Source organism: Acinetobacter sp. C26M (assembly GCF_023702675.1).
Classification (GTDB): Bacteria; Pseudomonadota; Gammaproteobacteria; order Pseudomonadales; family Moraxellaceae; genus Acinetobacter.
On the sequence record NZ_CP098478.1, the window covers coordinates 3,747,075 to 3,773,020 of the forward strand.

At 42.8% G+C, this 25,946-nt stretch carries 28 protein-coding genes; 13 read left to right on the forward strand and 15 right to left on the reverse strand.

Going from position 1 to position 25,946, the window contains the following annotated elements; all coding sequences use genetic code 11:
• Together dprA and tsaC are read left to right on the forward strand one after the other, a co-directional pair.
• A complete protein-coding gene (dprA, locus tag NDN11_RS17240; RefSeq protein WP_251110313.1) occupies positions 1-1,131 on the forward strand; it encodes a DNA-processing protein DprA in 1,131 nt (376 codons plus the stop codon).
• A 36-nt stretch (positions 1,132-1,167) separates the two neighbouring features.
• Complete coding sequence (gene tsaC / locus NDN11_RS17245) at positions 1,168-1,737, forward strand: L-threonylcarbamoyladenylate synthase type 1 TsaC (protein WP_251110314.1); 570 nt, start codon at positions 1,168-1,170, stop codon at positions 1,735-1,737.
• A 393-nt stretch (positions 1,738-2,130) separates the two neighbouring features.
• On the opposite strand, the gene NDN11_RS17250 is transcribed toward tsaC, so the two are convergent.
• Together NDN11_RS17250 and NDN11_RS17255 are read right to left on the reverse strand one after the other, a co-directional pair.
• Positions 2,131-3,051 (reverse strand): DMT family transporter, encoded by a 921-nt coding sequence (locus NDN11_RS17250; protein WP_251111564.1) that lies wholly within the window; start codon positions 3,049-3,051, stop codon positions 2,131-2,133.
• A gap of 103 nt (positions 3,052-3,154) precedes the next feature.
• Positions 3,155-3,808, reverse strand: a complete 654-nt coding sequence (locus NDN11_RS17255; protein WP_373885796.1) for a TetR/AcrR family transcriptional regulator — start codon at positions 3,806-3,808, stop codon at positions 3,155-3,157.
• A gap of 137 nt (positions 3,809-3,945) precedes the next feature.
• On the opposite strand from NDN11_RS17255, the gene NDN11_RS17260 reads away from it, so the two are divergent.
• The 5 genes from NDN11_RS17260 (at position 3,946) to NDN11_RS17280 (ending at position 8,916) form a co-directional block, all read left to right on the forward strand.
• On the forward strand, positions 3,946-5,169 hold the full coding sequence (locus NDN11_RS17260; protein WP_251110315.1) for an MFS transporter: 1,224 nt from the start codon (positions 3,946-3,948) through the stop codon (positions 5,167-5,169).
• Positions 5,170-5,478: 309 nt separating this feature from the next.
• Positions 5,479-6,693, forward strand: coding sequence for an MFS transporter (locus tag NDN11_RS17265; RefSeq protein ID WP_005319710.1), 1,215 nt, complete (start codon positions 5,479-5,481; stop codon positions 6,691-6,693).
• A gap of 14 nt (positions 6,694-6,707) precedes the next feature.
• The gene (locus NDN11_RS17270; protein ID WP_167250923.1) at positions 6,708-7,481 is read left to right on the forward strand and encodes an AraC family transcriptional regulator; all 774 of its coding nucleotides are present in this window, start codon (positions 6,708-6,710) and stop codon (positions 7,479-7,481) included.
• A 118-nt stretch (positions 7,482-7,599) separates the two neighbouring features.
• Entirely contained in the window at positions 7,600-8,145 is a 546-nt protein-coding gene (locus NDN11_RS17275) for a glutathione peroxidase (protein ID WP_251110316.1), read from the forward strand.
• A 171-nt stretch (positions 8,146-8,316) separates the two neighbouring features.
• On the forward strand, positions 8,317-8,916 hold the full coding sequence (locus tag NDN11_RS17280) for a PM1805 family lipoprotein (protein WP_251110317.1): 600 nt from the start codon (positions 8,317-8,319) through the stop codon (positions 8,914-8,916).
• Between the two features lie 57 nt (positions 8,917-8,973).
• On the opposite strand, the gene NDN11_RS17285 is transcribed toward NDN11_RS17280, so the two are convergent.
• From NDN11_RS17285 to NDN11_RS17335, 11 genes are all read right to left on the reverse strand, one after another.
• Positions 8,974-9,936 carry a hypothetical protein gene (locus tag NDN11_RS17285; protein WP_251110318.1) on the reverse strand — a complete coding sequence of 321 codons (963 nt, stop codon included), beginning with the start codon at positions 9,934-9,936 and terminating at the stop codon, positions 8,974-8,976.
• 193 nt (positions 9,937-10,129) lie between these two features.
• The gene (locus NDN11_RS17290) at positions 10,130-10,549 is read right to left on the reverse strand and encodes a F0F1 ATP synthase subunit epsilon (protein WP_004773226.1); all 420 of its coding nucleotides are present in this window, start codon (positions 10,547-10,549) and stop codon (positions 10,130-10,132) included.
• A 28-nt stretch (positions 10,550-10,577) separates the two neighbouring features.
• Positions 10,578-11,972 carry a F0F1 ATP synthase subunit beta gene (gene atpD / locus NDN11_RS17295; protein WP_004656517.1) on the reverse strand — a complete coding sequence of 465 codons (1,395 nt, stop codon included), beginning with the start codon at positions 11,970-11,972 and terminating at the stop codon, positions 10,578-10,580.
• Positions 11,973-12,002: 30 nt separating this feature from the next.
• Entirely contained in the window at positions 12,003-12,872 is an 870-nt protein-coding gene (gene atpG, locus NDN11_RS17300) for a F0F1 ATP synthase subunit gamma (RefSeq protein ID WP_167250929.1), read from the reverse strand.
• A gap of 77 nt (positions 12,873-12,949) precedes the next feature.
• Positions 12,950-14,494: a F0F1 ATP synthase subunit alpha gene (atpA, locus tag NDN11_RS17305; RefSeq protein WP_004656522.1), complete on the reverse strand. Its 1,545-nt coding sequence runs from the start codon at positions 14,492-14,494 to the stop codon at positions 12,950-12,952.
• A gap of 42 nt (positions 14,495-14,536) precedes the next feature.
• Positions 14,537-15,073 carry a F0F1 ATP synthase subunit delta gene (locus NDN11_RS17310; protein WP_251110319.1) on the reverse strand — a complete coding sequence of 179 codons (537 nt, stop codon included), beginning with the start codon at positions 15,071-15,073 and terminating at the stop codon, positions 14,537-14,539.
• An 11-nt stretch (positions 15,074-15,084) separates the two neighbouring features.
• Positions 15,085-15,555, reverse strand: coding sequence for a F0F1 ATP synthase subunit B (locus NDN11_RS17315; RefSeq protein WP_004801977.1), 471 nt, complete (start codon positions 15,553-15,555; stop codon positions 15,085-15,087).
• Positions 15,556-15,594: 39 nt separating this feature from the next.
• On the reverse strand, positions 15,595-15,840 hold the full coding sequence (gene atpE / locus NDN11_RS17320; protein WP_000424060.1) for a F0F1 ATP synthase subunit C: 246 nt from the start codon (positions 15,838-15,840) through the stop codon (positions 15,595-15,597).
• Positions 15,841-15,922: 82 nt separating this feature from the next.
• On the reverse strand, positions 15,923-16,798 hold the full coding sequence (gene atpB, locus NDN11_RS17325; RefSeq protein ID WP_016542587.1) for a F0F1 ATP synthase subunit A: 876 nt from the start codon (positions 16,796-16,798) through the stop codon (positions 15,923-15,925).
• A gap of 100 nt (positions 16,799-16,898) precedes the next feature.
• On the reverse strand, positions 16,899-17,297 hold the full coding sequence (locus NDN11_RS17330; RefSeq protein ID WP_167250933.1) for an ATP synthase subunit I: 399 nt from the start codon (positions 17,295-17,297) through the stop codon (positions 16,899-16,901).
• A 170-nt stretch (positions 17,298-17,467) separates the two neighbouring features.
• Positions 17,468-18,307 (reverse strand): metal ABC transporter substrate-binding protein, encoded by an 840-nt coding sequence (locus NDN11_RS17335; protein ID WP_251110320.1) that lies wholly within the window; start codon positions 18,305-18,307, stop codon positions 17,468-17,470.
• A gap of 218 nt (positions 18,308-18,525) precedes the next feature.
• On the opposite strand from NDN11_RS17335, the gene NDN11_RS17340 reads away from it, so the two are divergent.
• The 3 genes from NDN11_RS17340 to znuB are packed head-to-tail and all read left to right on the forward strand — an operon-like array spanning position 18,526 to position 20,597.
• Positions 18,526-19,023 (forward strand): transcriptional repressor, encoded by a 498-nt coding sequence (locus NDN11_RS17340; protein ID WP_167250937.1) that lies wholly within the window; start codon positions 18,526-18,528, stop codon positions 19,021-19,023.
• A complete protein-coding gene (gene znuC / locus NDN11_RS17345) occupies positions 18,996-19,784 on the forward strand; it encodes a zinc ABC transporter ATP-binding protein ZnuC (protein WP_251110321.1) in 789 nt (262 codons plus the stop codon). Before NDN11_RS17340 ends, znuC begins: the two co-directional genes overlap by 28 nt.
• Positions 19,785-19,787: 3 nt before the next feature.
• A complete protein-coding gene (gene znuB / locus NDN11_RS17350) occupies positions 19,788-20,597 on the forward strand; it encodes a zinc ABC transporter permease subunit ZnuB (RefSeq protein ID WP_251110322.1) in 810 nt (269 codons plus the stop codon).
• Positions 20,598-20,603: 6 nt separating this feature from the next.
• Here znuB and NDN11_RS17355 read toward each other — a convergent pair whose 3' ends face one another.
• A complete protein-coding gene (locus NDN11_RS17355) occupies positions 20,604-21,230 on the reverse strand; it encodes a LysE family transporter (protein WP_251110323.1) in 627 nt (208 codons plus the stop codon).
• A gap of 157 nt (positions 21,231-21,387) precedes the next feature.
• Between NDN11_RS17355 and NDN11_RS17360 the strand changes: the two genes are divergently transcribed.
• The 3 genes from NDN11_RS17360 to NDN11_RS17370 all read left to right on the forward strand — a co-directional run bounded on the left by NDN11_RS17360 (position 21,388) and on the right by NDN11_RS17370 (position 25,149).
• Complete coding sequence (locus NDN11_RS17360) at positions 21,388-22,308, forward strand: Dyp-type peroxidase (protein WP_251110324.1); 921 nt, start codon at positions 21,388-21,390, stop codon at positions 22,306-22,308.
• A 172-nt stretch (positions 22,309-22,480) separates the two neighbouring features.
• On the forward strand, positions 22,481-24,271 hold the full coding sequence (gene argS, locus NDN11_RS17365; protein ID WP_251110325.1) for an arginine--tRNA ligase: 1,791 nt from the start codon (positions 22,481-22,483) through the stop codon (positions 24,269-24,271).
• A 266-nt stretch (positions 24,272-24,537) separates the two neighbouring features.
• Positions 24,538-25,149, forward strand: coding sequence for an SPOR domain-containing protein (locus NDN11_RS17370; RefSeq protein ID WP_004801958.1), 612 nt, complete (start codon positions 24,538-24,540; stop codon positions 25,147-25,149).
• 56 nt (positions 25,150-25,205) lie between these two features.
• Here NDN11_RS17370 and NDN11_RS17375 read toward each other — a convergent pair whose 3' ends face one another.
• Positions 25,206-25,859 (reverse strand): glutathione S-transferase family protein, encoded by a 654-nt coding sequence (locus NDN11_RS17375; protein ID WP_167250951.1) that lies wholly within the window; start codon positions 25,857-25,859, stop codon positions 25,206-25,208.
• Positions 25,860-25,946: the final 87 nt, after the last annotated feature.

Here is a 25,946-nt window from a genome sequence, read left to right on the forward strand (position 1 = left end):
ATGTTGAATCAACTGTCACCGCACCACTATCACACTGTGCTGGTGTGGTACTTGGTTCAACATTCGCTCTCCAGTTTTGCCAAAATTCAGCAACATTTTGGCAATTGTGAGCAAGCGACGCTGCCACATCGTTTCTCTGAATGGTCTCAACTTGGCTTACATGCCAATCATTTAAAACGCGTAGACGAATTTCAAAGCCCTCAAGGACAACAACAATTCCAACAATTACTTGATCTTGTTTATAAACATAGTGATTTTATTTTAACGCCTGATGATATTGGCTACCCAACTCAACTATTGCCATATGTAGATCGTCCGCCCATTTTGTTTGGGCAAGGTCAGGCGCAAGCATTATTACAACCGCAAATTGCCATGGTGGGCAGTCGTAAACCCAGCCCTCATGGACGGCAGGTCGCTTATGACTTTGCTTATTATTTAAGTGAAAAAGGCTTTTATATCAGTAGCGGTCTCGCACATGGAATTGATCAGGCCGCACATCAAGGTGGACTGGCTCATCAGCGCACCATTGCAGTGACGGGTACAGGTCTAGATACGGTTTATCCATCACAACATACCCAACTGGCACAACAAATTGTTCAATCAGGTGCGATTGTCACCGAGTTTCTACCGACCACCATGCCCTTGCAACAACACTTCCCTAGACGTAATCGTATTGTCAGTGGTCTTAGCCTCGGCGTCTTAGTGGTAGAAGCCGCACTCAAAAGTGGTTCTCTCATCACCGCGAATGAGGCGGCAACACAAGGTAAAATGGTGTTCGCGATTCCTGGGCATATATACAGTGAGCATCATCAAGGCTGTCATCAACTGATTCGCGAAGGTGCGACGTTGGTCGATCATCCCGAGCAAATCATCGAAGATCTTGCATTACCAACGCAATGGCAAACCCAGCAACATCCTACTGAAGTAGCACCCATAGCCCCAGCAACGTTACCCAATCATCTGATTGCGCTTTATCAAGTTTTAGATTGGGTCGGACAAGATCTGGATCAGTTGATTCAACGCCATCCGGTCCCCATTGCAGAACTGACAGCACAATTAATGGAGTTAGAATTACTCGGTTTATGCATGCAACAAGCAGGACGCTATTTACGTTGTCGCCGAATGCATTAAACTAGTCATACTCTCTCCTGTTTTCACATACTTCCCATGATTACTTCCTCGATTTCTGAAGCAGCTCAACTTTTAAAGCAAGGACAAGTTCTGGCTTATCCCACAGAAGCAGTTTGGGGATTGGGTTGTGATCCATTCAATGAACAAGCGTTTCAAGACATTTTAGAACTCAAACATCGTCCCGTTGAAAAAGGCGTGATTTTATTGGCAGGGCATTTAGACCAAGTTGAGCATTTGCTACCAACTTTAAATGCAGAAATCCGAGCACAAGTGATCGCAAGCTGGTCGAATCGCCTTGAGACAGAACGTGCCACAACCTGGCTACTGCCTGCTGATCAAAGTATTCCAACATGGATCAAAGGGCAGCATCCTTTGGTCGCAGTTCGTGTAACTACCCATCCTCTATGCATGCAGCTGTGCCAGCAATTTGGTGGCTTTATTGTCTCTACCAGCGCCAACCCTGCAGGTCTCTCCCCCGCACAAAGCTTAGAAGAAGCCCAGCACTACTTCAGCACTTCATTAAATTATCTCGAAGGTGATTTAGGCTTGAGCCGAGAGCCAAGTCGCATTTTGAATGCACTGACAGGTGAAGTTGTTCGTGCCTAATTAGGTGAATAGCGGACAAAAAAAAGCTCAGTTATATAGGGATAACTGAGCATAAAAAGGATGTGTATAATCACATCCAGAGGGTTCGCAAATTTGGTAAGCAACTTATTCATTCTAAAATGAATCATCGTGCTGTGGTTGGTATTATGGGGGAATCGTCCCATTTATACAAATATATTATTTATCTAACAAAAAGTGTGAAAAGCGTACCAATTTTGTCACTTCCGTATTTTCAATAAAATTATATTTATATTTTTATTCAGCTTTTTTTTGATCATAAATTTAGTAAATCTAAAAAATATATTTGCAAATCATATAGAAAGCACAGTCATCAAAAAATATTTTTGGTGCGTTTGTTTATATTTTAAACAAACGCACCACCAATTTTCACATTTAGGATGCAGACTCAACCAGTGGAGCCGATGCTTTAACCGTTTTCTTCTGCGCCATAATGATCCCCATCAGGATCATCAGACCACCAATGCTATGATAAATCGTCCAATGCTCTGACAACCAGAAACTGGCAATAATCGCAGTGAATACCGGCATTAAATTCATGAAAATACTGGTACGATTTGGGCCAATCGCCTGTACAGCGACCATCCATAATAACGGTGCAATTAATGAAGGGAACATACCTGCATAGAGAACACTCGCTGCATTCTGTGCATTAATCCCATCTAGGCCAAACCAGAGCAAGAATGGGATGTGATATACCAACGCAAAACCAATTTGCACATACAAGCTGCTTAACAAAGGAAGCTGTAGCTGCCATTTTTTCAAGAACACGCCATAAAATGCATAGAAACCTACAGCCAATACCATGACCGCATCGCCCCAGTGCCCGCCTTGATCAAATAGGTTTGACAGGTGACCTTGACTCATCACATAAATCAAACCCGCAAAAGACAAGAGACTGCCAAAAATGGCAAAACGATTGGGTGCATCTTTTAAAATAAAATAAGAGATAAAGATGGTAAAGATCGGGACAAAGGCATTCACAATGCCCATATTGGTCGCAGTGGTATAGTGAGCAGCGGTATAAGATAAACCTTGGTACAACACCATACCAAAAGCACTGAGTACGGCTAATTTAGGAATCAATGGGCGAATTACAGCGCGTTGTCGCCATACTTTCGGCAACATAAACGGTGTCAAAATAATAAAGGCAACAAACCAGCGATAAAAACTAATACTCACAGGCGAAATATAGTCCGCCACATAGCGTGTCACTGCAATATTCAGCGACCAAATCAAAACTGCAATCAAGGGCAATACGAAGGCCCATTTTTGGTACTTACTTAACTGACCCATCATTTTCTCACCATATCTCAGCAATGGGAGTATTGTGGAAGATGTCCAAAATAATTGAAATATCGTATTTCAGACATTTATATCGCAGTCACGACATCGTGGCTTAGAACAGCTCCCATGCGCGCATCGCGTGTTCAACCACCTTATGCAGTTGCTCAACCGTCGCCCCATCTCGTGCTTGAATCGTCAGCCCCTGCACAACCGTTGCATAGAAGTCTGTCATTTCCTGTAAAGGCGCTGTTGCTGGCAAATCCCCGTTGGCAACGCCCTGCTCTAAACGTTCAAACAGTTTTTGCTTAGTCTGCAAACGTTTTTCCAGAATATTGTGTTGCACCGCCTGCGCATTGTCGGAACAACTCATGGTCGCAACAACCAACATACAACCTGCAGGTTTATTCGGTTGAGCCAACCGTTTGACGTTGTCATATAAATAAAGCTCAAATGCAACTTTGGCAGTTTTGGCTTCTAAAAAAATAGGAACTATCGGACAAGCTTCATGTGCCAAATAATAATCAATGCATTTATAAAACAGCCCAGCTTTATCACCAAAGCTACTATATAAGCTCGGTGCAGTCAGCTCTAGCGCTTGTGTCAAATCACTGATCGATGTGGCTTCATAACCATGCTCCCAAAATAGCAACATGGCCTTTTCCAAAGCCTGTTGCTCGTCAAAGCACTTTGGACGACCGCGCTTTTTTTTCAAGCTGTCATCGCATGGTGTTGGCAGGGGATCAGGTGCATTTGTCATAACAGTCACAGATATTTTCATAACGATCACTATCAAATTAATTGACGCAGCAACATTAATCAACTATTTTATTTTATATCGATCGTTATAAAAAATTACTATTTTTCAATTTTATTGTTATCCGACTAACAATAAAGGGAATTTTTATGGAAAATCCATCTGCAACCGACATCAGCTCGCTGGAGTCAAACCCTTCACAAGGGAACTGGCTCGCACTGCTCTCTGTTACCTTCAGCGCTTTTGCCTTGGTCACTGGTGAGTTTCTTGCGATTGGTGTACTCAATGACATCGCACGGGACTTTCAAGTCTCGGTTGGAACAGCAGGTCTAACCGTTTCATTGACCGCAATCGTCGGTATGTTTGCTGCAGTGCTAATTCCAATTTCAGCAAAGACACTGGATCGGCGCACGTTGTTACTGATGCTTACCCTGCTAATGATTGTCGCCAATCTCCTCACCGCATTTGCGCCTAACTTTATCCTGCTGTTAGTCGGACGTATCATTCTGGGTATTGCTGTTGGCGGATTCTGGGCCACTGCGGTTGCTTTAAGTGGTCGCCTTGCACCTCCCCATTTACCCATTGCCAAAGCAACGGCTTGGGTGGCTTTCGGAGTGACCTTGGCCAGTGTATTGGGGGTGCCAATGGGCACGTGGTTGGCTCAGTATAATGGTTGGCAAACCTCTTTCACGGCGATTTCATTGATGGGGGTACTCTTATTTATCTTCCAGTATCTGTATCTGCCTCAACTCAAACCCGCTTCTTCGCTACGTTGGAAAGAACTCCCAATCCTGTTGCAACATCCTGCTGCACGTAAAGGCTTGATCATCTTTATTTTTATGGGCTTTGCACATTTTGCGGCTTATAGTTATTTTTCTGCCTTTTTTAAGCATCAATTGGACTTCTCTGACGGCTTGATTAGTCGTTTACTGCTGGTCTATGGGATTGCTGGGATTTTTGGCAACATTTTTGCGGGCTATCTCGGTCAGAAGAATATCCGTTATACCTTTGCCGTCAGTGGTATCACCTTCTTCTTTGCCTTTCTGTGCCTGCCGCTGTCTGGTGCACATGTCGTCTCTGCAATCATATTGACTGCTTTATGGGGCTTCGCTTATGGGATTATCCCAACTGCAGTTAACATCTGGATGTTTACTCATGCGCCTGAAGCCGTTGAAAAAGGCATGCCAATGGTGACATTGACCTTTTTAATTTTGATTGCGTTGGGCAGTATGTTTGGCGGCATTATCGTTGATTATTTTAATGGTACGGTCTTATTTTTCGCCATGCTGCCATTGGTCCTCTGTTCTTTGGTATTGATTTTTACGTTGGCACGGGGTCTAAACAACCCTAAAATCCATTATCAAAAACAATGATACAGGCTGAGGTCAGCAATATGAGTATTCTAGCTGAGCTGAGATCCTGTGTTTAATCCATAATCAATGGTCGCTTTTTACAACGATACGTTAAGGCGACCCTATTGATTCATTTACATTTGCGCATCACTTTCCTCTTCATCAGCTATGCATATTTATCATAAGCCTAACAAATATTTTTATAACGATCACTATTAAATTAATTGACGACCTTGCATTTATCTACTATTTTATTTTATATCGATCGTTATAAAAACTTTATTTATTCATAAACCTTTTGTCATCTTACTGACAAATAAGGAAATTCATATGGAACAATCCACTTCCTCAGATGCACGACCCATCGAAACCACGCAAGGTAGTTGGTATGCAATTTTAGCTGTCGCGATTGGTGCTTTTGCATTGGTGACCAGCGAATTCTTGCCTGTAGGCGTACTGAATAGTGTTGCAGCAGACTTAAATATTTCCGTCGGGACTGCAGGTTTAATCATTACCTTGCCTGGTGTAATGGCAGCAATTGCTGCACCGCTATTACCCATTTGGGTCAAACAGCTTGATCGTCGTTATGTATTGATCTTACTGACTGCAATTATGGTGATTGCCAATACCATTACGGCATTTGCCGATAACTTCAATGTGCTATTGCTCAGCCGCTTGGTACTCGGAATTTCAATTGGTGGCTTCTGGGCAACCGCAATCGCGCTCAGCGGTAAGCTTGCACCACCCCATTTACCTATCGCCAAAGCCACTGCAATTGTGATGGCAGGTGTTACTTTTGCAACTGTCCTAGGTGTTCCAATCGGGACATGGCTGAGCGAATTCTATGGTTGGCGTAGTGCCTTTGGCATTACTGCGGTGATTGGACTGCTGGTTTTGGTTCTACAAGTGATTTTCTTACCCAAACTGAAACCTGAGTCTGCCATTCATTTACGCGACCTACCTGCATTATTGCGTACCCCCAAAGCACGTAGCGGTATGTTGATCGTGTTACTGATTGGTCTTGCTCACTTCTGTGCTTATAGTTACTTGGCACCCTTCTTTAAAAATATTGCAGGTTTTAACGGAACCACCATTAGCTCATTGCTTCTGCTTTATGGTATTGCAGGTATTTTTGGTAATGCCTTTGCAGGCTATAGCGGCAATTTAAATGTGCGCTATACCCTTGCCTTTGTCGGGATCTGTTTTGCAATCGTATTCTTTGGCTTCCCAATTTTTGCCATTCATGAGTTTGGTGCCATTGTCCTGACCGCCTTATGGGGTTTTGCCTTCGGCGCTTTCCCAACCTCAGCCAATATCTGGATGTTTGTGCACGCCCCTCATGCCGTGGAAAAAGGGATGCCTCTGTTCGTGGGCATGTTCCAAGTCATGATTGCAACAGGTTCATTGCTCGGTGGTTATGTAGTTGATCATTTCAATGAAAATATCTTAATTTATGGTGTAATCAGTTTTGTTGCTTTGGCCTTGATTAGCATCTTTACTTTAGCCAAAGGTCTAAACAATCCTAAAGTGACTTACGAAAACTAAAATGAGACCCTCAAATGAAGCATGATGTTGCTGAACAATTTCCCTTTTTGCACGGTATAGAAGTACACGAATTTCTATATCAAAAAGATGATATTGTCACACCTCATTCTTCACTTTGGGGTGATTTCAATTTCAGTTTGAATGGAACTTTAGAGTTTGATATTGAAGGCAAATACTACCTATCACCACCGAGTTACGGATTATGGTTACCCTCACGAACCGAACATCAATCGCTCCCTGTTGAGCATGAGATTCATTATATTTGCATCCGCCTGCATCCGAAGTTTGGCGATTTTTTAGGAAATACTTGTCGCTGTTTTAGTATCGAGCCTTTCTTTCGGGCATTGGTACTACAAATCTTAGAGCAACAAAAACAAGCTGCTCCCCCTGAATATCTCGAACACCTGCTACAAGTGCTGTTCGATCAGCTCAAACAAGCGCCTGCTTATTCACATTACTTACCCCAAAGCAGTCATCCCATTTTATCGCCAATCCTAGAGAAGCTGTCTGATCCTGAATTATTCAATAGCAGTCTACAGCAGGTCTTGCAGAACTTTACCGTGAGCGAGCGGCATGTCTTACGCCTGAGTCAACAAGAGTTACAACTGTCGCTGTCAGAATGGCGTAATCGCGCCAAGATTATCTTTGCCATCAACCAAATTCGCCAAGGTATGACTATTAAACAGTTGGCCTTTGCTTTGGGTTATCACCACAGTTCCAGCTTTATTGAGTTCTTTAAGCGCTATACGGGACAAACCCCCATTCAACTTAAAAATGCCTCCCTCTAAAATAAAGGCTTGGTTTTTCTAATTATTTGTATGGATTCATATCAAGAGCATTGCACTCTACGGCAATAGCAGTTAAAACAAACGGGTATTGTCACAACAACAAATTAGGACGTATTCAATGAGCCAATCGGTTTATCACATTCCAGTTAAAGACATTAAAGGTCAAGAAGTCGATCTAGATCAATATCAAGGCAAAGTCCTTTTGATTGTCAACGTTGCATCAAAATGTGGTTTAACACCGCAATACGAAGGTCTGGAAAAACTGTATCAAGCTAAAAAAGATCAAGGTTTAGAAATTCTTGGTTTCCCTGCGAATAACTTCTTGGAACAAGAGCCAGGATCAAATGATGAAATTCAGCAGTTCTGCTCGCTGAACTATGATGTGCACTTCCCTCTGTTTGCAAAAATCTCGGTTGCGGGTGAGGATAAACATCCCTTATATCAAACCCTGACTCAAGCAATTCCAGAGCGTCAAGGTGAAGGTCCATGGTGGAAAGACTTGGTTGATTATGGTTTAACGCCAAACAACCCACCAGAAGTGTTATGGAATTTTGAAAAGTTCTTAGTAAATAAGAACGGTGAAATTGTAGCTCGTTTTGCACCAGATATTACTGCGGATGACGAGCGTATTGTCAGCACAATTGAAGCAGAATTAGCAAAATAAAGTGAAGAAATAAATATAAAAGAGCAGTTGATCTGTTCTTTTATATTCAAACTTAGAAAGCCCTTCATCCCTCTGCGTTGATCAAACTGTTGCTGAATTGCAAAAATCACTTCTTTCTCCACACTTTCTCATTATAGTGACCATCTTCATATAATCTGGTGCCGTTCAGCCATGATGGAAAATCTATCCCTCAAAGCCCTTCTTTCCGCATCTACACTTACAGCGGTATTAATGCTCACTGGCTGTGATCAGGCCCCTCAAGAAAATGAACAAGCTGAGCAAACAACTGTATTTGAACAAACAAGTACAACTACTTCTGAAAATGAAGAAAGCGCAACAACAGTCACTCAAGACAGCCAACCCTTAAGTCGTGGCAATATGTTGAACATCGCCCGTGATATTGCCAAGTTGCAAATCGAGACGGATGATTACGTCACTCTGCTTAAGCAATCACAAAGCAACCTTGAACAAGCGATTCAAGATAAAAATGTTCAAAGCCTGCAAAAGACAACAGCTGCTTTAAGCCAAGAGTTGAATGGTTTACATGATGCCTTACTGGCACTTAATTTAAAAAGTACCGAAGTAGATCAAATTCGCCAAAGTTTATTAAGTGCAAATCAACAATTACTCAATATGCCGTTATTACATGGTCAAACCGATCTTTCAAAAATTGATTTTGCCAAGATAGAAAAACAATTCAATACCATTCAAATGGATATGGTTAAACTGGCAACTCTGGTCTTAGGGAATAAGCCAGACTCAGCAGCTTAACTCAGAAAATAGTTCAACACTGGAATGAATCACAGGGATCCACTCCAGTCTCAAATTTTATACTGACGTGATCTGGTACAACCATGGCAATCCTAACGCTAATACAATACTAATGACTAAACCCGTTGCAGCTTTCAGCGCATCTGAACGTACAATTTTGGCAGTTTCGTAGATAGAAGGTTTAAACATATGCATCGAGATTGCAAATTCACGACCAGCCAATAATCCAAGGAATACCCAAGTGGTACTCATTGGTACATGACTCCACTCTTTGAAAACTAATAAAATAATGGCGTAAATAAAATCGATAATCGTCGCAGCTCGAATATCCGTTGTTCCTGTTTTCGAAGTCACAATTTTTTGGATCGCTCCACCACTACGATAAAAGATGAAGCCCAATAAGGCTACGAATACAAATGTGGCAAAAATCATCCACTCCAAAGAAACTTGACGTGGTAGGTACACAAAGATATTGGCTAAATCTTGAATGAGCCACTGGCTCCAAAGAAATGCAGTTGAAAGCCATTGCAATGCCAACCAATATTGAGGTGCAGGCTGCCCTGCAGTTCGGTCAAAGTACTCCGTCATGTGTTTAATCACAAAACGATACACCAAAATACCGACAATAAAAGCAACCACATACCCCATTAAGGACTTGGTCAACATTGAGCCCAAACTACTAGGTGCAAATATAGTGAGTACCAAGAAAGTGGTACTTACTGGAATAGAAAAACGCGTTAAAATTAAGATCACTAATGGCGGAATAATATAGAGCCAATTGAGCCCACTTTCAGGAAAAGGGATTTTATCCAAGCGTTGATATGAAGCATCACCTACGCCTGAAGCATACCAGCCATAGAACAGCACTACGATGAGAACGCTGCTCGCAAACAACCACAGGGTCCACCACGGCCGTTGACTATTAGAAGAAATAAAAGTCCCTAAAGTCTGGATTGCATCATTAGCGATAATTGAATAAGCAGCCAGCACAAAGCCAACCACCATATAGACTTCCAACATAACAATTCTCTTTTAATTTTTAGTATGTTAGTTATGCAATAAAAATATTACATTTTTAAGTATTGATTAATAATTTATTTAATTTTTTATAATAATAGGCTTGCATACCTGATCATTAAAATAATGATAAAAACCTAAAAAATAAAAAAAGCCACCTGACGGTGGCTTTTTTTCAATCTCAAATCGGCAATAATTAAAGTGCGCGGTTTTTGATTTTACGAATCGTTTCAAGCTGGCCTGAGATCTCTGAAAGAGATGCCAATGCCGCAGCTGAGTCCAAATCACTCTTTTGATTGGCTAACAATGCTTCAGCTTGTTTACGAGCTTCCATAATTGCAGCTTCATCTAAGTTGTCAGCACGGATTGCAGTATCTGCAAGCACGGTCACAACATGAGGTTGAACTTCTAACACACCGCCTGATACATACACGATTTCTTCTGTACCATTTTCCAACTGAACACGAATCGGGCCCGGTTGGAGTAAAGTTACGAGTGGCGCATGCCCTGGTAAAATACCAAGCTCACCGCCCGCACCTTTTGCGATTAACATCGTAACTTGCCCAGAGTAAATCGACTCTTTAACACTTACAACGTCACATTGCATAGTCGCCATGAGAATCTCCTTAAATTAGAGTTGCTAATTAAAGTTTCTCGGCTTTAGCAATCACTTCGTCAATACCACCAACCATATAGAACGCTTGTTCTGGGATGTGGTCGTATTCACCAGCTAATAGACCTTTAAAGCCACGAATCGTTTCTTTAAGTGGTACTAATTTACCAGGTGCACCAGTAAATACTTCAGCTACGTGGAACGGTTGAGAGAAGAAGCGTTGGATTTTACGCGCGCGGTAAACAACCAATTTATCTTCTTCAGCTAACTCGTCCATACCCAAGATTGCGATGATGTCTTTAAGCTCTTTATAACGTTGCAATACGTTCTGTACAGAACGTGCAATTTCATAATGCTCAGCACCAACAACCAATGGATCTAACTGACGTGAAGTTGAGTCAAGTGGATCGATCGCTGGATAAATACCAGAAGATGCGATGTCACGGCTCAATACAACTGTAGCATCTAAGTGAGCAAACGTTGTTGCAGGCGATGGATCGGTTAAGTCATCGGCAGGTACGTATACTGCTTGGATCGATGTGATCGAACCAGATTTAGTCGACGTAATACGCTCTTGAAGAACACCCATTTCCTCTGCAAGTGTTGGTTGGTAACCTACTGCAGATGGCATACGACCTAACAATGCTGATACTTCAGTACCCGCAAGTGTATAACGGTAGATGTTGTCGACGAATAATAATACGTCACGACCTTTACCGTTTTCGTCTTTTTGATCACGGAAATATTCAGCCATGGTCAAACCAGTTAACGCTACGCGTAAACGGTTACCTGGTGGCTCGTTCATCTGACCGTAGACCATTGCTACTTTGTCAAGAACGTTAGAATCTTTCATTTCGTGATAGAAGTCGTTACCTTCACGAGTACGCTCACCAACACCAGCAAACACAGATAAACCTGAGTGAGCTTTCGCGATGTTGTTGATCAACTCCATCATGTTAACGGTTTTACCAACACCGGCACCACCGAACAGACCAACTTTACCACCTTTCGCAAACGGGCAAAGTAAGTCAATGACTTTAATACCTGTTTCTAAAAGATCTGTAGAAGCCGCTTGTTCAGCATAAGAAGGTGCTTGACGGTGAATCGGCAAACGCTCTTCAGTCGCTACAGGACCTGCTTCATCAATTGGGCGACCCAATACGTCCATAATACGACCAAGTGTCGCTGGACCTACTGGAACAGAAATCGGTGCATTTGTGCTGGTTACATTTAGGCCACGTTTAAGACCTTCTGTAGAACCCATTGCGATGGTACGAACAACACCATCGCCAAGCTGTTGCTGAACTTCTAATGTAGTTTCAGTACCGTCAACTTGGAGAGCGTCATAGATCTTAGGAACGCTATTGCGCTCAAACTCGACGTCGATAACCGCGCCGATGATCTGAATGATACGACCGCTACTCATTGCTGTCTCCTCAATTCAAACTTAATAATGTTAAACGGCAGCGGCACCGCCAACGATCTCGGAAATTTCCTGAGTAATCGCGGCTTGACGCAGCTTGTTGTAAATGAGTTGTAGGTCTTTAATCAATTGTCCTGCGTTGTCTGTCGCTGCTTTCATCGCGACCATACGAGCTGACTGCTCACATGCAACGTTTTCAATCACACCTTGATAAACCATAGACTCGATATAGCGAACCAACAAACCATTTAACAATTCTTCTGCTTCTGGTTCGTAGAGATAGTCCCAACCATAAGTACGGTTGAGGTCATCGCCTTCTTCTGCCGGTGCTAAAGGAACAAGTTGTTCAACTTTAGGCTGCTGAGTCATTGCATTGACGAAACCATTTGATACGAGGTAGATACGATCTAATTCGCCCTTATCAAATGCATCAAGCATAACCTGTACTGAGCCAGTTAACTGTTCCAAACTCGGCGCATCGCCAAGTTGGGTCGTTGCACCAAGCACTTTACCGCCGTAATTCTTAAAAAACGAAACCGCTTTTTGACCAATCAAAGCAAATTCAACTTCAATTGACTGCTCTTGCTGTGCTTTGACATGCTGCACAACTTTCTTGAACAAGTTAATGTTCAAGCCACCTGCCAAGCCACGATCTGAAGACACTACAATATAGCCAACGCGCTTAACTGGGCGTTCAACCATATAACGGTGTTTATATTCAGGGTTTGCTTGTACCAAGTGAGCAATTACACGGCGCATATTATCGGCATACGGACGGCCCTGAGCCATGCGCTCTTGCGCACGACGCATTTTCGAAGCAGCTACCATTTGCATCGCGCGAGTAATCTTTTGCGTGCTCTTGATACTAGCTACTTTGGCGCGAATTTCTTTTAAATTTGCCATACGCTTAACCTAGTATTCGAAAGCTCTTTCGAGCTTCCGAAGGTTGATCCGTGAACCAAACTTAACTAAAGATTAACTTAGTAAGTTTGAGTCGCTTTGAAGCTCTCAATACCTGCTTTGAATGCTGCTTCGATGTCTTTGTTGTAATCACCAGTTTCATCGATCTGTTGCATTAACGCAGCATGTTCAGAACGGAAGTAAGAAATTAACGCAGCATCAAAGTCTACGATTTTCTTCACTTCTACGTCAGCCATGTAGCCTTCGTTAGATGCATATACAGAAACAGCTTGGTCAGCAATTGAGTATGGAGCATATTGTTTTTGCTTCATTAACTCAGTTACACGTTGACCATGCTCAAGTTGCTTACGCGTTGCTTCGTCAAGATCAGAAGCGAACTGAGCAAACGCAGCCAATTCACGGTATTGCGCTAGAGCGGTACGGATACCACCAGACAATTTTTTGATGATCTTAGTCTGAGCAGAACCACCAACACGTGATACCGAGATACCCGCGTTCACAGCAGGACGAATACCTGCGTTGAATAATGATGTTTCTAAGAAGATCTGACCGTCAGTAATCGAAATTACGTTGGTTGGTACGAATGCAGATACGTCACCAGCTTGAGTTTCAATGATCGGTAACGCAGTTAAAGAACCAGTTTGACCAGTTACTGCACCGTTCGTGAATTTCTCAACATAATCAGCTGAAACGCGCGAAGCACGTTCAAGAAGACGCGAGTGAAGATAGAATACGTCACCTGGATACGCTTCACGACCTGGTGGACGACGTAAAAGTAATGAAATTTGACGGTAAGCAACAGCTTGCTTAGACAAATCATCATAAATGATTAACGCGTCTTCACCACGATCACGGAAGTATTCGCCCATTGTACAGCCTGAGTACGGAGCTAAATACTGCATTGCTGCAGGATCAGCGGCCGCAGCTGCGACAACAGTTGTATACGCCATAGCGCCAGTTTCTTCTAGCTTACGTACAACGTTTGCAATTGTTGATTGTTTTTGACCAATCGCAACGTATACACATTTAATGCCAGAATTTTTCTGAGCGATGATCGCATCGATCGCCATTGCTGTTTTACCAGTTTGACGGTCACCAATAATCAACTCACGCTGACCACGACCTACAGGGATCATGGTATCAACTGATTTATAACCAGTTTGAACAGGTTCGTCGACAGACTGACGCCAAATTACACCTGGTGCTACTTTTTCAACAGCATCAGTAAGTTTCGCATCAATTGGGCCTTTACCATCAATTGGGTTACCCAAAGCATCTACCACACGGCCAAGAAGTTCAGGACCAACCGGAACTTCTAATACACGACCTGTACAACGAGCTTTTTGACCTTCTTGAAGGCTTAGGTAGTTACCTAAAACAACGGCACCCACTGAATCCTGTTCTAGGTTCAGTGCCATACCAAATAAGCCGCCGTCGAATTCGATCATTTCACCGTACATTGCATCTGCAAGACCGTGAATGCGCACGATACCGTCAGATACCATGACGATGGTACCTTCATTCTTCGCGGTCGCGCTGGTGTCCAGATCGCCGATACGCTGTTTAATGAGCGCACTGATCTCGGATGGATTCAGTTGTTGCATTGCGCTATTCCTCAATCTTTTTTAAGTTCAGTCTTTTTGCTATTACGCAAGAAGACGAGTCCGCATTTTTTCAAGCTTGTTAAGCGCAGAGTCATCTATCACTTGGTCGCCTGCACGAATCACAACACCTGCGATCAACGCTGGATTAACGTTAACAGTGACATGAACTGTTCTGTTAAAACGTTTTTCAAGCGCATGAGCTAAAATATGCTCTTGTGTCGCATCCATTGGAAAAGCAGATTCAATCTCTACTTCCAATGTGTTGTTGTTCTGCGATTTAAGTAGTTCGTATTCTGCTGCAATTTCAGGCAATAAAACTAAACGATCGTTATCTGCAAGCAATGTCAAAAAGTTAGACACTGGTGCAGTTTGACCTTCACCTAAAACCTTGGCAAAAAGACCTACTTGTTCCGCAGGAGTCAGCTCAGGGCGATTTAAATAAGCGGAAAATGCTTCATCTTGCACCGCAGCACTGAGCAGTTGTAACGCATTTGACCAAGCGTCAGTTGCATTCTGCTCAGATGCATAAGCAAATGCTGCTTTGGCGTACGGGCGTGCTAACGTCAAGAGTTCAGCCATATTCGCCTCGCTTAAAGTTTAGCAGCCAGCTGATTCAGCATGGCATTATGAGCTTCTGCGTCAACTTGTTGGTTCAGAATTTTTTCTGCACCAGCAACTGCCAAAGCAGCAACTTGTTGACGTAATTCTTCGCGAGCAGAATTGATGTCTTGATCAACAGTTTCTTTCGCCTGTTGACGAATACGCTCACCTTCAGCAGATGCTTGGGTACGCGCTTCTTCGATCAATTGTGCTGAACGACGGTTCGCTTGTTCGATCAATTGAGCCGCTTGTGCTTTTGCTGCGTCTAATTCTGCCTTTACTTGTGCTTGCGCATCAGCAAGGTCAGCTTTTGCTTTTTCAGCAGCATTTAAGCCATCAGCGATTTTACGCTGACGCTCACTAATCGCATTGATTAGTGGAGGCCAAACAAACTTCATGCAGAATGCGACAAAGATCGCAAATGCAATTGCTTGGCCAATCAATGTGAGGTTGATATTCATTTCGCTATTCCTCAATATGTGGATTTAGGAATTAAGCTATTAACCTACAAATGGATTAGCGAAGATGAAGAACAAGCCAATACCAACACCGATCATAGGCACAGCATCAAGAAGACCCGCAATTAAGAACATACGAGTTTGAAGTTGTGGAGCCAATTCTGGTTGACGAGCAACAGCTTCTAAGAAGCGACCGCCTAAAAGACCAAAACCAATCGCAGTACCTAAAGCACCGAAAGCGATCAAGATAGCAGATGCAATTGCAACTAGACCTAAAGTGAGTTCCATGAAAAATTCCTCAGAGGTTAGGTTATTACCAAATTAAACTAAAATTTAAGCCTAACGATCAGGTGATAGTTAGGCAATACCATTAATGCTTTTCGCTTGCCATGCTCAAGTAAACGATGGTCAGCATCATAAAGATAAATGCTTGCAGCGTGATTACAAGAATGTGGAAAATAGCCCAAGGCACAGATAACGCCCACTGGATCCAGAACGGCAATAATGCGATCAAGATGAAGATCAACTCACCCGCATACATGTTACCGAACAGTCGTAGAGCCAACGAAACTGGACGAGCAAGGAAAGTTACTAATTCCAAAATTAAGTTCACTGGAATCAATAACGCTTTTGCAACTGGGTTACTTGGGTTGAATGGGTTAAGTGCCAATTCACCGACGAAACCGCCGATCCCTTTCTCGCGAATACTATAGAACAAGATTAAAACAAATACAGACAACGACATACCAAGGGTAATGTTCGGGTCAGTAGATGGAACAACCTTGAAGTAAACGTGGTGAGGGTCCATGCCAAATACGTTTGCACCAATCAATTGAGCTGTATACGGGATCCAGTCAACAGGGATTAAGTCCATTGCGTTCATGAGGAAAATCCACACGAAAATGGTTAATGCCAAGGGTGCAATTAAACGTGATTTGCCGTGGAAAGTATCACGAACACTTGAGTCCACAAACTCGATAATCATTTCAATTGCTGATTGGAATTTAGTTGGAACACCTGCATTCGCAGCTCTCGCAACTGTCCAAAACAACAAACAGAAAATCACACCAAGTCCGATAGACCAACCCATTGAATCCAAGTGAATTGCAGTGAACCCCATCGAATGAGCTTCTTCAGCAGTCTCAGCCAATTTCCATGTACCATCAGGCATTTTGCCATAGGTCATATTGGTCAAGTGATGCTTGATATACTCGGTCGAAGTCAGGGCATGTTCTTCAGCAGCCATAAATCACACCTGGTCAATGTCAATCATTAAAAAGAAGTAGAAACGAATCAAGCGGATGGCAAAGATCCCGCCTCTACTTCCAAAAATCTCAAAATGTGCCTTACCCTCGTTTTTGTAGACGTGCCACCCAAAATGGCGCGACCCACGACATCGCTTGTACGAGAATAAATCCACAAAACAATGCAACCGGTGACAGCGGTTTAACATTGCTCAAAATTAATATAAAACCCACGATCACAATCGCAAACTTACCGAGCATTCCTCGGTACATATTCAGCATGACTTGTTTTGATGCTCTTGCGCCTGCCGTTCTAAACGACTGCCAAGCAAAATAACAATGTGCCAACCAACATACCAAAGCCCCAAGCGCAGCACTCAAAGCAGCAGTTTTATCTTTCATTGCCCATGCCAGTAAAGCGGCAACAGGAATCATACATGCTTGTAAGAAGACCAAAGCTTTTGCTAATCGTCGGTCAATCATGCGACTAGTTTGGCTCATTTTTTACCCACTTACAGCAGAACTGCTTGACAAGTTTTAATCATGATCGTTTCGAATCGCAGGCATTATAGAGTTACACCCCTGAACATGCAATCTTTTCTCGACTTAAGTCTGCTTTTTTCGTTACCATATTTTCTGACGATAGAGTCAATTGATTTTTATTTTTTTTATCAATTTTGTGCACTTATTACGCATTTATCGGTTTTTGAAGCCAATTTTTGCCACGCTGTTACAAAATTGTCTTCGCCACGCATGCTTTCATCGACCGACTGGAAAACTACTGGGTTCATTTTTTGGTACTGACTGGCACTCGCTGTCGTTTCGGCCAATAAGCACATTTTATTTTGCGGACGATTGTCTCTTAAGTACTTAATTTGAGCAGCAGTTGGTGCAATATGCGGGTCATCCGTCAAGGCGCCTGCAAATTTCAAGTTCAAGGCACGCTCTAGGTACTGGTAGGCATCATGATAAGACCAATAGTTTTTGGCTTTATTTGAGCTTTCATATTGTTGTGAGGCCTGCAGCATTTGCTGTGAGAATTCTTTCGCATTGGCCATATATTTGGCTTTATTTTCTGGATATTGCTGTGCGCGTAAAGTTGCAATAAAAAACGCAATGCGCACTGCATTATTTGGATCTAACCAAACATGGCTATCCACTGTATTCGCCATGGATACACCACGTAGATTACGTTGCGGCAAGGTGGTTAAAATCCCTGAATCTAATAAAGCAATCGCTTTACGGTTCTGATTCAACATTTTTTCCAACGGCGCCTCATGTGACTTACCTAGCCAAATCACTAAGGAAGCATCTTGGATTGCTTTACGATGCGCTGGCGTAAGTTGTACATCATGGCCACTTTGATCTTTCAATAGCAAAACAGGCTCTTCGACCCCTTCTGTTACTTCTTTGGCAATCAAATAAATTGGGTGTGTTGAAACCACCAAGCTTTGTGTCCAGCCCCATGTGCTTAACATCGAAAACAAGACAAAAACAATCAGGCGAGACATCACAACATTACTCAATTCAGCGAAGCATGTTATAATATAACAAAAGTTAAAAAATGCCTATGTCTATTTTTAGATTGATCAGATGATCAGTCGTAGGTTTAACTTATATAGATAGTTATCCTAAATTGCGTGTTATGATAGCGAGTCTATTGAGACGTCATAACCACTATGACCCAATGCAAAATCAATAGGTTCTACAAAAACAACGAGGTCAATCTATGAGTTCTTGTTCACATGAACATGACAATGCGTTACATGGTGTTCACGGTCATCACGATATTAAAGCGCGACTAGCTGAAGCAGAACTTTTATGTACTGCGACTGGCGCTCGCCTGACACCTTTACGCAAAGAAGTACTTGAACTCATTTTAAATGCATCGGCACCGATGGGTGCCTATGATTTATTGGCTAAAATTAAGGGTCAAGCAGACCGCCCTGCTGCCCCTCCTACGGTATACCGCACTTTAGACTTTTTATTAGAAAAAGGTTTAATTCACAGATTAACCTCTATTAATGCCTATATTCCTTGTTGTCATCCACGTGAAGGACATCAAGCCGCTTTTCTGATTTGCACGGAATGTCATTCTGTCAAAGAAGCATCTGCACAAGGCTTGATTCAACAGCTAGATCAACTTGCGTCCTCAGACCAGTTTTTAGCGCAACACAGCATTATTGAAATTTCTGGAAAATGTCATCAGTGCAGCACACGCCAATAAGCACTCCACTGATTCAGCTGGAGAAAATCTCAGTTCGACGTGACGAACGAGATATTTTGAGAAATGTCGATTTTGCCTTGCAAGCAAAAGAGATTGTGACGCTCATTGGTCCCAATGGCGCAGGTAAATCAACACTGATCAAAGTGCTGCTCGGCATCATGCCACCCAATAAAGGCAAGGTTCTTTTTTCAAAAAAATTAAAAATGGCCTATGTGCCGCAGAAGTTTAATCCTTCTGCAAGCCTACCTTTGCGCGTACAAGATTTGCTGGATCTAGAAGTCTGCGAAAAGACTTTACGTGAAGAGATTATTCGCGATACAGGCATCGAAAAATTACAGGCATCCAAAGTACAGCAACTTTCAGGTGGAGAACGGCAACGGGTTTTACTGGCCCGTGCTTTATTACGTCAACCTGATATTTTAGTACTGGATGAACCCATGCAAGGACTGGATATCCAGTCCGAAGCCGAACTGTATGAATATGTACGGAGCTTACCTGAACGCTACGGCTGTGCCGTTTTGATGGTATCGCATGACCTACAATGGGTGATGCAAGGGACACATCGTGTGGTCTGTCTGAACAAACATATCTGTTGTAGCGGCTTACCCGAAAGTATTCAGCAACATCCTGAGTACCAAGCGATTTTTGGTACTCAACGCATGTTCTACCAGCATCATCACAACCACTGTGGACATAGTGATCATGCCGAACCATGTTCGCACGATCCACGCCCACATATTCACCCTGAGCCAAAGGTCTAAGCCATGATGGAATGGTTACAACTCCTCCTACCTGCTTGGATCATGGGGTCATTACTGGTTTTCCTAACCGCCCCACTGGGCTGCCTGATGCTTTGGCGCAGAATGTCTTTTTTTGCAGATACCATGGCACATGGCACCTTACTCGGCGTGGCCGTTGCAGGGATTTTGAATTTACCTTTTTGGCTGGGTGTTGCTTGCCTTGCGCTGTTGTTAGTTGCTCTTCTTTGGGTTTTGCACGATTCACGCCTACCCAATGATGCATTACTCGCTTTAAGCTCTGCCACCCTACTCTGCTCTGGTCTGCTGTTGATTCAGCAAGTACCAAGTTTGCGCCCTGAACTACTTAGCTATTTATTCGGTGATTTACTCAGTATCGAATGGGCTGATTTACCAATGTTTGCCGTGGTGATTGCAGGCGCACTGGTCATACTTTATCGTTCATGGTCAGCACAAATACAAATTGCGATTGATCCTGATATTGCCATGAGTGAAGGCGTCAGCGCCAACTGGCAACGCTTGATCTTCATGTTGTTATTGGCATTGTTTACAGTATTGGCTTTACGTGCTGTTGGTTCATTACTCATGGGTGCTTTATTGGTGATCCCTGCATTAAGTGCACGATTGTTGGCGCACTCTCCCAAACAAATGGTGGTTTGGGCCTTTGTTTTGGCGCAATTCGGTGTCACCGTCGGTCTATGGTCAAGTGCCGCCTTAAATATTTCAACAGGTCTAAGCATTGTGCTGTGTATGGCGCTTTGTTTTGCAGCCATTTTTATCGCACAGAAATTCAAAAACCAATCTCAATCGGCCTAACAAGGTTTAGATGGATTGCTGAATAGCACTTAATAACAGTGCTGCGCAACTAAACATCACCGCAAAACCACGATTTAAATATTTTTGCTGTTTTGGGGAACGAAGCAGCCTTAATACTTTCGATGCTAGTCCAGTATATGCAGCCATCACAATAAGATCGATGGTCACCATGGTGGTCGCCATAATTAGATATTGTGGCCACTGCGGTTGAGTCAAATCCAAGAATTGCGGCAGAACAGCCAGTAAAAATACAATGGCTTTAGGATTACTCATATTCACCACAAAGCCTTTAAACACCAGCACCCAAGCAGATTTATCATTTTGTTCGTGCTGAATCTCAATCGCCTGAATGGGTGCTTTCCACTGCGCATACGCCAAGTATAGCAAATAGATCACCCCAAACCATTTCACCACCTGAAAGGCCCAAGGTGTTGTCGCAAACAGTACGCCAACACCTGCTGCCACAATCAGAATTTGTATCAGCAGCGCGACTTGCAAGCCAATTGCATTCCAGTAACCATGCCTGAAACCATAGTTAAGCCCACTCGACATTGAGGCAATCGCACCAGCGCCTGGGGAAATACTAATCACCCAGCACGCCAACATAAAAGCAAACCAAACCTGCACAGACATAACAACAGCGTTGAACAATAAAAGATGAATTATAACGTTTTATCAACATATCGTGATGCTATTTTGGGCAATAAAATTTCACGAATAAACTACTCAGCTCAAGTAACATCAGGCACAATTATCCTTTTGCCCCTTAAAAATAAATAAGGAGATTTTAGTGACTGCGCAATCTGTCATTCTTCCATTACCTTCTGACCATGCCCGCTTTATTGTTTTACGTTTAAAAGATTTAAGCCTTGCCGAATTAAAACAACAGATTGAAGCGCTACTTTCGACACGTGACCGCTTGATCACGCAACATCCGAATGACCAGATTAAAACAGCCATCGCTTTTGGTCCCGAACTTTGGGCACAACTCAATTCACAAACACCAGAAGGTTTTAAACAGCTCGATCCGCAACAGGGTGCGTTTAATATGCCTGTGGTGCCAGCTGATGTATTTATTCATCTTGCCAGCGCCCGTGCAGATATTTGTTTTGCCATGAGCCAAGCTTTTTTTAGCGGCATTCAAGACAAAGTCGAAGTCCTAGATGAGCGTGCTTGCTTCCGCTTCTTTGATGGCCGTGATATGACAGGCTTTATTGATGGAACAGAGAATCCGCAATTTCCAGATGACCGTGCAGAAGCAGCATTGCTGCCAGAAACAGCAGGTGCCTTTGCCGATGGCAGCTTTATCTTTGCGCAGCGTTATATTCACGATCTGACAAAATGGCAAATGCTGAAAGTCGATGCGCAAGAACATGTGTTTGGCCGTACCAAACTTGAGTCGATTGAGCTTGATGACGATGTGAAACCACAAAATTCACATGTGGCTCGTACCGTAGTGGAAGATGAAGAAGGCGAAGAAATGGAAATCTTGCGTCATAGCTTGCCTTATGGCGATGGTAAAGGTGAGCAAGGCTTATTCTTCGTCGCTTATACCAACAACCTCAGCATTATTGATGAAATGCTAAAACGCATGTTCGGCACCACAGGTGATGGCATTCATGACCGCTTATTGCATTTCACCACCGCTATTGATGGTGCTTATTATTTTGCGCCTAGTGATGAATTATTAGAACAGGTTTTAGAAGACTAAAAGACCAAGATGCTATATCTATCAATGGTATAGCATCTTAAATAGACACATTAAAATATCGGATTCAAAAAGTTTTATTGGAATATGTTAATTCCAGATCAATCCCACTCCCCCTAAGCCAATAAATTTTGCTATATTGTTCGTTTTTCCGCGACATTTATTTTCGGTAACTATGAATACGGCAATACAAGCAGCTCTCGATCATGCGGTACAAACCCTGCAACAACAAGGTGTACTTCCTTCAGATTGGACCAACACGAGCCATTTAACCCGTACCAAAGACCGAAGTCACGGAGACTTTGCTTCAAATATCGCCATGATCGGTTCCAAAGCCGCTGGCATGAAACCACGTGATCTTGCTGAAAAAATCTTGGCAGCCCTTCCTGAAGTGGCTGACATTACCAAAGCAGAAATTGCAGGTCCGGGTTTTATTAACTTCTTTTTAAATGCAGACCAACGCTATGCAGTGCTTGATCAAATCCAAGCACAAAAAAATGACTATGGTCGTAGCCAAGCTAATGCAGCTAAAAAAATCCAAGTCGAATTTGTCTCTGCCAACCCAACCTCTAGTCTGCATGTCGGACATGGTCGTGGTGCAGCCTACGGCATGACCGTTGCGAATCTATTAGAAGCAACGGGTGCCAAAGTTGATCGCGAATACTATGTCAATGATGCAGGTCGTCAAATGGACATTCTGGCGACTTCGACTTATTTACGTTATTTAGAATTAACTGGTCAAACGCTAGTCTTCCCTAAAAATGCCTACCAAGGCGACTACGTTAAAGAAATTGCTCAAGAAATTATTGATAAAGATGGCAATGCACATGTTCGTGCCGTTGTTGATATCTATAAAGATGTACCAGAAGACGTTCAATACGCTGAAGAACTTGATGCAGAAGGCAACAAAGTTGTACTTTCTGGTGACAAAGAAAAACACATCGATGGTTTGATCGCAAACTCGCAACAACACTTGGGTGCGGACTACCGTGTTTTCCATCAAGCAGCGTTACATGCCATCTTAGATGACATTAAAGATGATTTGGCTGACTTTGGCGTGACCTTTGACAAATGGTTCAGCGAAGACTCATTGACTGACAAAATTGATGAAGCACTCGAAACATTAAACCAACGTGGTTACCTCTATGAAAAAGAGGGCAACATCTGGTTCAAATCAACTGAATTTGGTGATGAAAAAGACCGTGTGGTGAAACGTCGTAATGGTCAAACCACTTACTTTGCTTCTGACATTGCTTATCACTTGAATAAACTACAACGCGGCTATACCGACCTGATTGATATTTGGGGTTCTGACCACCACGGTTATATCTCACGTGTCAAAGCGGCGATTGATGCCATGGGTTACGACTCGAAGAAACTAACTGTGCTTTTGGTTCAGTTTGTCAGCTTGTGGCGTGGTGGCGAGATGGTGCAAATGTCATCTCGTTCGGGTCAGTTCGTGACTTTACGCGATCTACGTAAAGAAGTCGGTAATGATGCGGCACGTTTCTACTATGTGATGCGTAAGTCTGAACAACATATCGACTTTGACTTAGACCTTGCTGTTTCACAAAGCAAAGACAATGCAGTGTATTACATTCAATATGCCCATGCGCGTATTTGCCGTATGTTAGAAAAAGCAGCATCTACAGAGATTAGTTTTGATATTGCATCAGCACGTGAACAAGCTAATCGCTTAGAGCTTGATGCTGAAACAGAAATCCTGTCTAAGCTTGCTGCTTATCCAGATATTTTAGTACGTGCAGCAAATGCCTATGAACCACACCAAATTGGTAACTATCTTAAAGAGTTAGCTGCCCTCTTCCATGCTTGGTACAATGAGCATAAAGTTTTGGGTGATGATGTCGCACTTACACAAGCACGTTTATTGCTTTCAATCAACGTACAGCAAGTTTTGCGTAATGGCTTAGAATTACTCGGTGTATCCGCTCCTGAGACGATGTAAACAGCAAAGCAACGCTTTGCACATCGTCGCAAGACCGAAGGCTATGCCTGAGGTGGCGATGTAAGCAAGCTCTCTTTGCATCGTCGCAAGACCGAAGGCGATGCCTGAGATAAACGACAATCAGTAAATCAAAGCTTAAATACATGTAAACTTAAGCCATGATTGTTTGACAATATGGTAAACAAAGCATTATTTTTAAACATAATGCTTTGTTTTTAAGCAGATTCAAGTTACAAATAACCTAATAGGATCAAGAGGAATTTCTGGTGTTTGGAAAAACGCAACGTGGTGTATCTGAACGACCAAACAAGCCTAAAAAACCACTCATTCCAAAGTGGTTGGGAATGCTTGTCGCAGTTCTCGCGATCCTGTGTGCTGCTGTAATGTTGATGCTTTGGCAACCTTGGCAACCGGTACCTGCAAAAAACCAAGTGACGTCTGAGCATTATGAAGAAGAAAATACTAATAAAGACTACCGTTTTTATGACTTACTTCCGCAACAGCAGGTAACCCCAATTCCTGAACAAGCCGTGCCAGAGTCTAAACCTCAGGGCAATGTTGTGATTATCGAGTCACCAAAACCTGAAACCACAACCACAGAAGATCCGAGTGGCATCACCCCAAGTGAACAAGCTGCAGCACCTGCACATGCGACCTATATTTTACAAGTACGTAGCTATCCCGACCCAGACAGTGCTGATGCACGTCGTGCAGAAATCATCCTGAATGGTTTATCTGCAGATGTGGTGAAAAGCGTTGAAAATGGTCAGACTTGGTATCGTGTTTTCTCTGGACCTTATGATAGTCAAGAGTCTGCGCTTGCTGCTCAACAGACCTTACAACATAGCGGCATTGATTCAATTGTAATTAAACGCTAAAAATAGAGTCACAATAAAAAAGGGAACAATCAGTTCCCTTTTTTATGCTTAAAGATTTATGCGCATTGAGAATGTAGAGTTCCTTGTTCAGCACGTTGAAAAGCTGGACGCTGCTGAACACGTTGTACAAAAGCCTGAATATTTGGATACTTACCATGTAAGCGGTTCTGAATCGCAATCAGTGGAAAGGCCATTTGAATGTCAGCGAAAGAAAAATCACCTGCAAAATAATCATGTTTTGACAGATAATCCTCAAGATACAAAATGTGTTCTTTAACACGCGGGCGTACAAAGCCTGCTTTAACACCATCACTAATTTTTTCAGCAATAGGACGAATCACCCAAGGCACATGTTTGCTGACACTGTTCATCACCAAGGTCATAACGAGCAAAGGCATCAATGAGCCTTCGGCATAATGCATCCAGTACGAATACTGACGTTGATCGCTGGAGTGCTGTGGTTTAAATTTATGTTGTAGATCATATTGTTGCTGAAGATAATCCAGAATCACGGCGGACTCTACAATTACATCTTCTCCATCTACTAAAATGGGTGCTTTACCAAGTGGATGAATCTGTTTAAGGCTTTCTGGGGCTGCGTAATTGGCTGACCTTTGATAATACTCAACTTGGCAATCCACACCAAGTTCTTCTAATGCCCACAAGATACGGAACGAGCGTGAGCATTGTAGGTAATGTAAGGTAATCATTTTTGTGCCTGCTTTTTTGCTGCGTAACTATGGTTTTAATCCCTCTCATAGTCACGCTTAGAATTATGTTTTGCCCAAGCACAATAG

Coding starts and splice junctions, on each gene's coding strand:
- atpE (WP_000424060.1), bottom strand. CDS start 15,840: ATGGAACTCACTTTAGGTCTAGTTGCAATTGCATCTGCTATCTTGATC.
- NDN11_RS17265 (WP_005319710.1), top strand. CDS start 5,479: ATGGAACAATCCACTTCCTCAGATGCACGACCCATCGAAACCACGCAA.
- znuB (WP_251110322.1), top strand. CDS start 19,788: ATGATGGAATGGTTACAACTCCTCCTACCTGCTTGGATCATGGGGTCA.
- znuC (WP_251110321.1), top strand. CDS start 18,996: ATGTCATCAGTGCAGCACACGCCAATAAGCACTCCACTGATTCAGCTG.
- dprA (WP_251110313.1), top strand. CDS start 1: ATGTTGAATCAACTGTCACCGCACCACTATCACACTGTGCTGGTGTGG.
- atpA (WP_004656522.1), bottom strand. CDS start 14,494: ATGCAACAACTGAATCCATCCGAGATCAGTGCGCTCATTAAACAGCGT.
- NDN11_RS17260 (WP_251110315.1), top strand. CDS start 3,946: ATGGAAAATCCATCTGCAACCGACATCAGCTCGCTGGAGTCAAACCCT.
- NDN11_RS17315 (WP_004801977.1), bottom strand. CDS start 15,555: ATGAATATCAACCTCACATTGATTGGCCAAGCAATTGCATTTGCGATC.
- NDN11_RS17250 (WP_251111564.1), bottom strand. CDS start 3,051: ATGGGTCAGTTAAGTAAGTACCAAAAATGGGCCTTCGTATTGCCCTTG.
- NDN11_RS17270 (WP_167250923.1), top strand. CDS start 6,708: ATGAAGCATGATGTTGCTGAACAATTTCCCTTTTTGCACGGTATAGAA.
- NDN11_RS17330 (WP_167250933.1), bottom strand. CDS start 17,297: ATGAGCCAAACTAGTCGCATGATTGACCGACGATTAGCAAAAGCTTTG.
- NDN11_RS17310 (WP_251110319.1), bottom strand. CDS start 15,073: ATGGCTGAACTCTTGACGTTAGCACGCCCGTACGCCAAAGCAGCATTT.
- NDN11_RS17355 (WP_251110323.1), bottom strand. CDS start 21,230: ATGTCTGTGCAGGTTTGGTTTGCTTTTATGTTGGCGTGCTGGGTGATT.
- atpB (WP_016542587.1), bottom strand. CDS start 16,798: ATGGCTGCTGAAGAACATGCCCTGACTTCGACCGAGTATATCAAGCAT.
- NDN11_RS17335 (WP_251110320.1), bottom strand. CDS start 18,307: ATGTCTCGCCTGATTGTTTTTGTCTTGTTTTCGATGTTAAGCACATGG.
- atpG (WP_167250929.1), bottom strand. CDS start 12,872: ATGGCAAATTTAAAAGAAATTCGCGCCAAAGTAGCTAGTATCAAGAGC.
- tsaC (WP_251110314.1), top strand. CDS start 1,168: ATGATTACTTCCTCGATTTCTGAAGCAGCTCAACTTTTAAAGCAAGGA.
- NDN11_RS17285 (WP_251110318.1), bottom strand. CDS start 9,936: ATGTTGGAAGTCTATATGGTGGTTGGCTTTGTGCTGGCTGCTTATTCA.
- NDN11_RS17290 (WP_004773226.1), bottom strand. CDS start 10,549: ATGGCGACTATGCAATGTGACGTTGTAAGTGTTAAAGAGTCGATTTAC.
- NDN11_RS17280 (WP_251110317.1), top strand. CDS start 8,317: ATGATGGAAAATCTATCCCTCAAAGCCCTTCTTTCCGCATCTACACTT.
- NDN11_RS17340 (WP_167250937.1), top strand. CDS start 18,526: ATGAGTTCTTGTTCACATGAACATGACAATGCGTTACATGGTGTTCAC.
- NDN11_RS17375 (WP_167250951.1), bottom strand. CDS start 25,859: ATGATTACCTTACATTACCTACAATGCTCACGCTCGTTCCGTATCTTG.
- NDN11_RS17275 (WP_251110316.1), top strand. CDS start 7,600: ATGAGCCAATCGGTTTATCACATTCCAGTTAAAGACATTAAAGGTCAA.
- atpD (WP_004656517.1), bottom strand. CDS start 11,972: ATGAGTAGCGGTCGTATCATTCAGATCATCGGCGCGGTTATCGACGTC.
- argS (WP_251110325.1), top strand. CDS start 22,481: ATGAATACGGCAATACAAGCAGCTCTCGATCATGCGGTACAAACCCTG.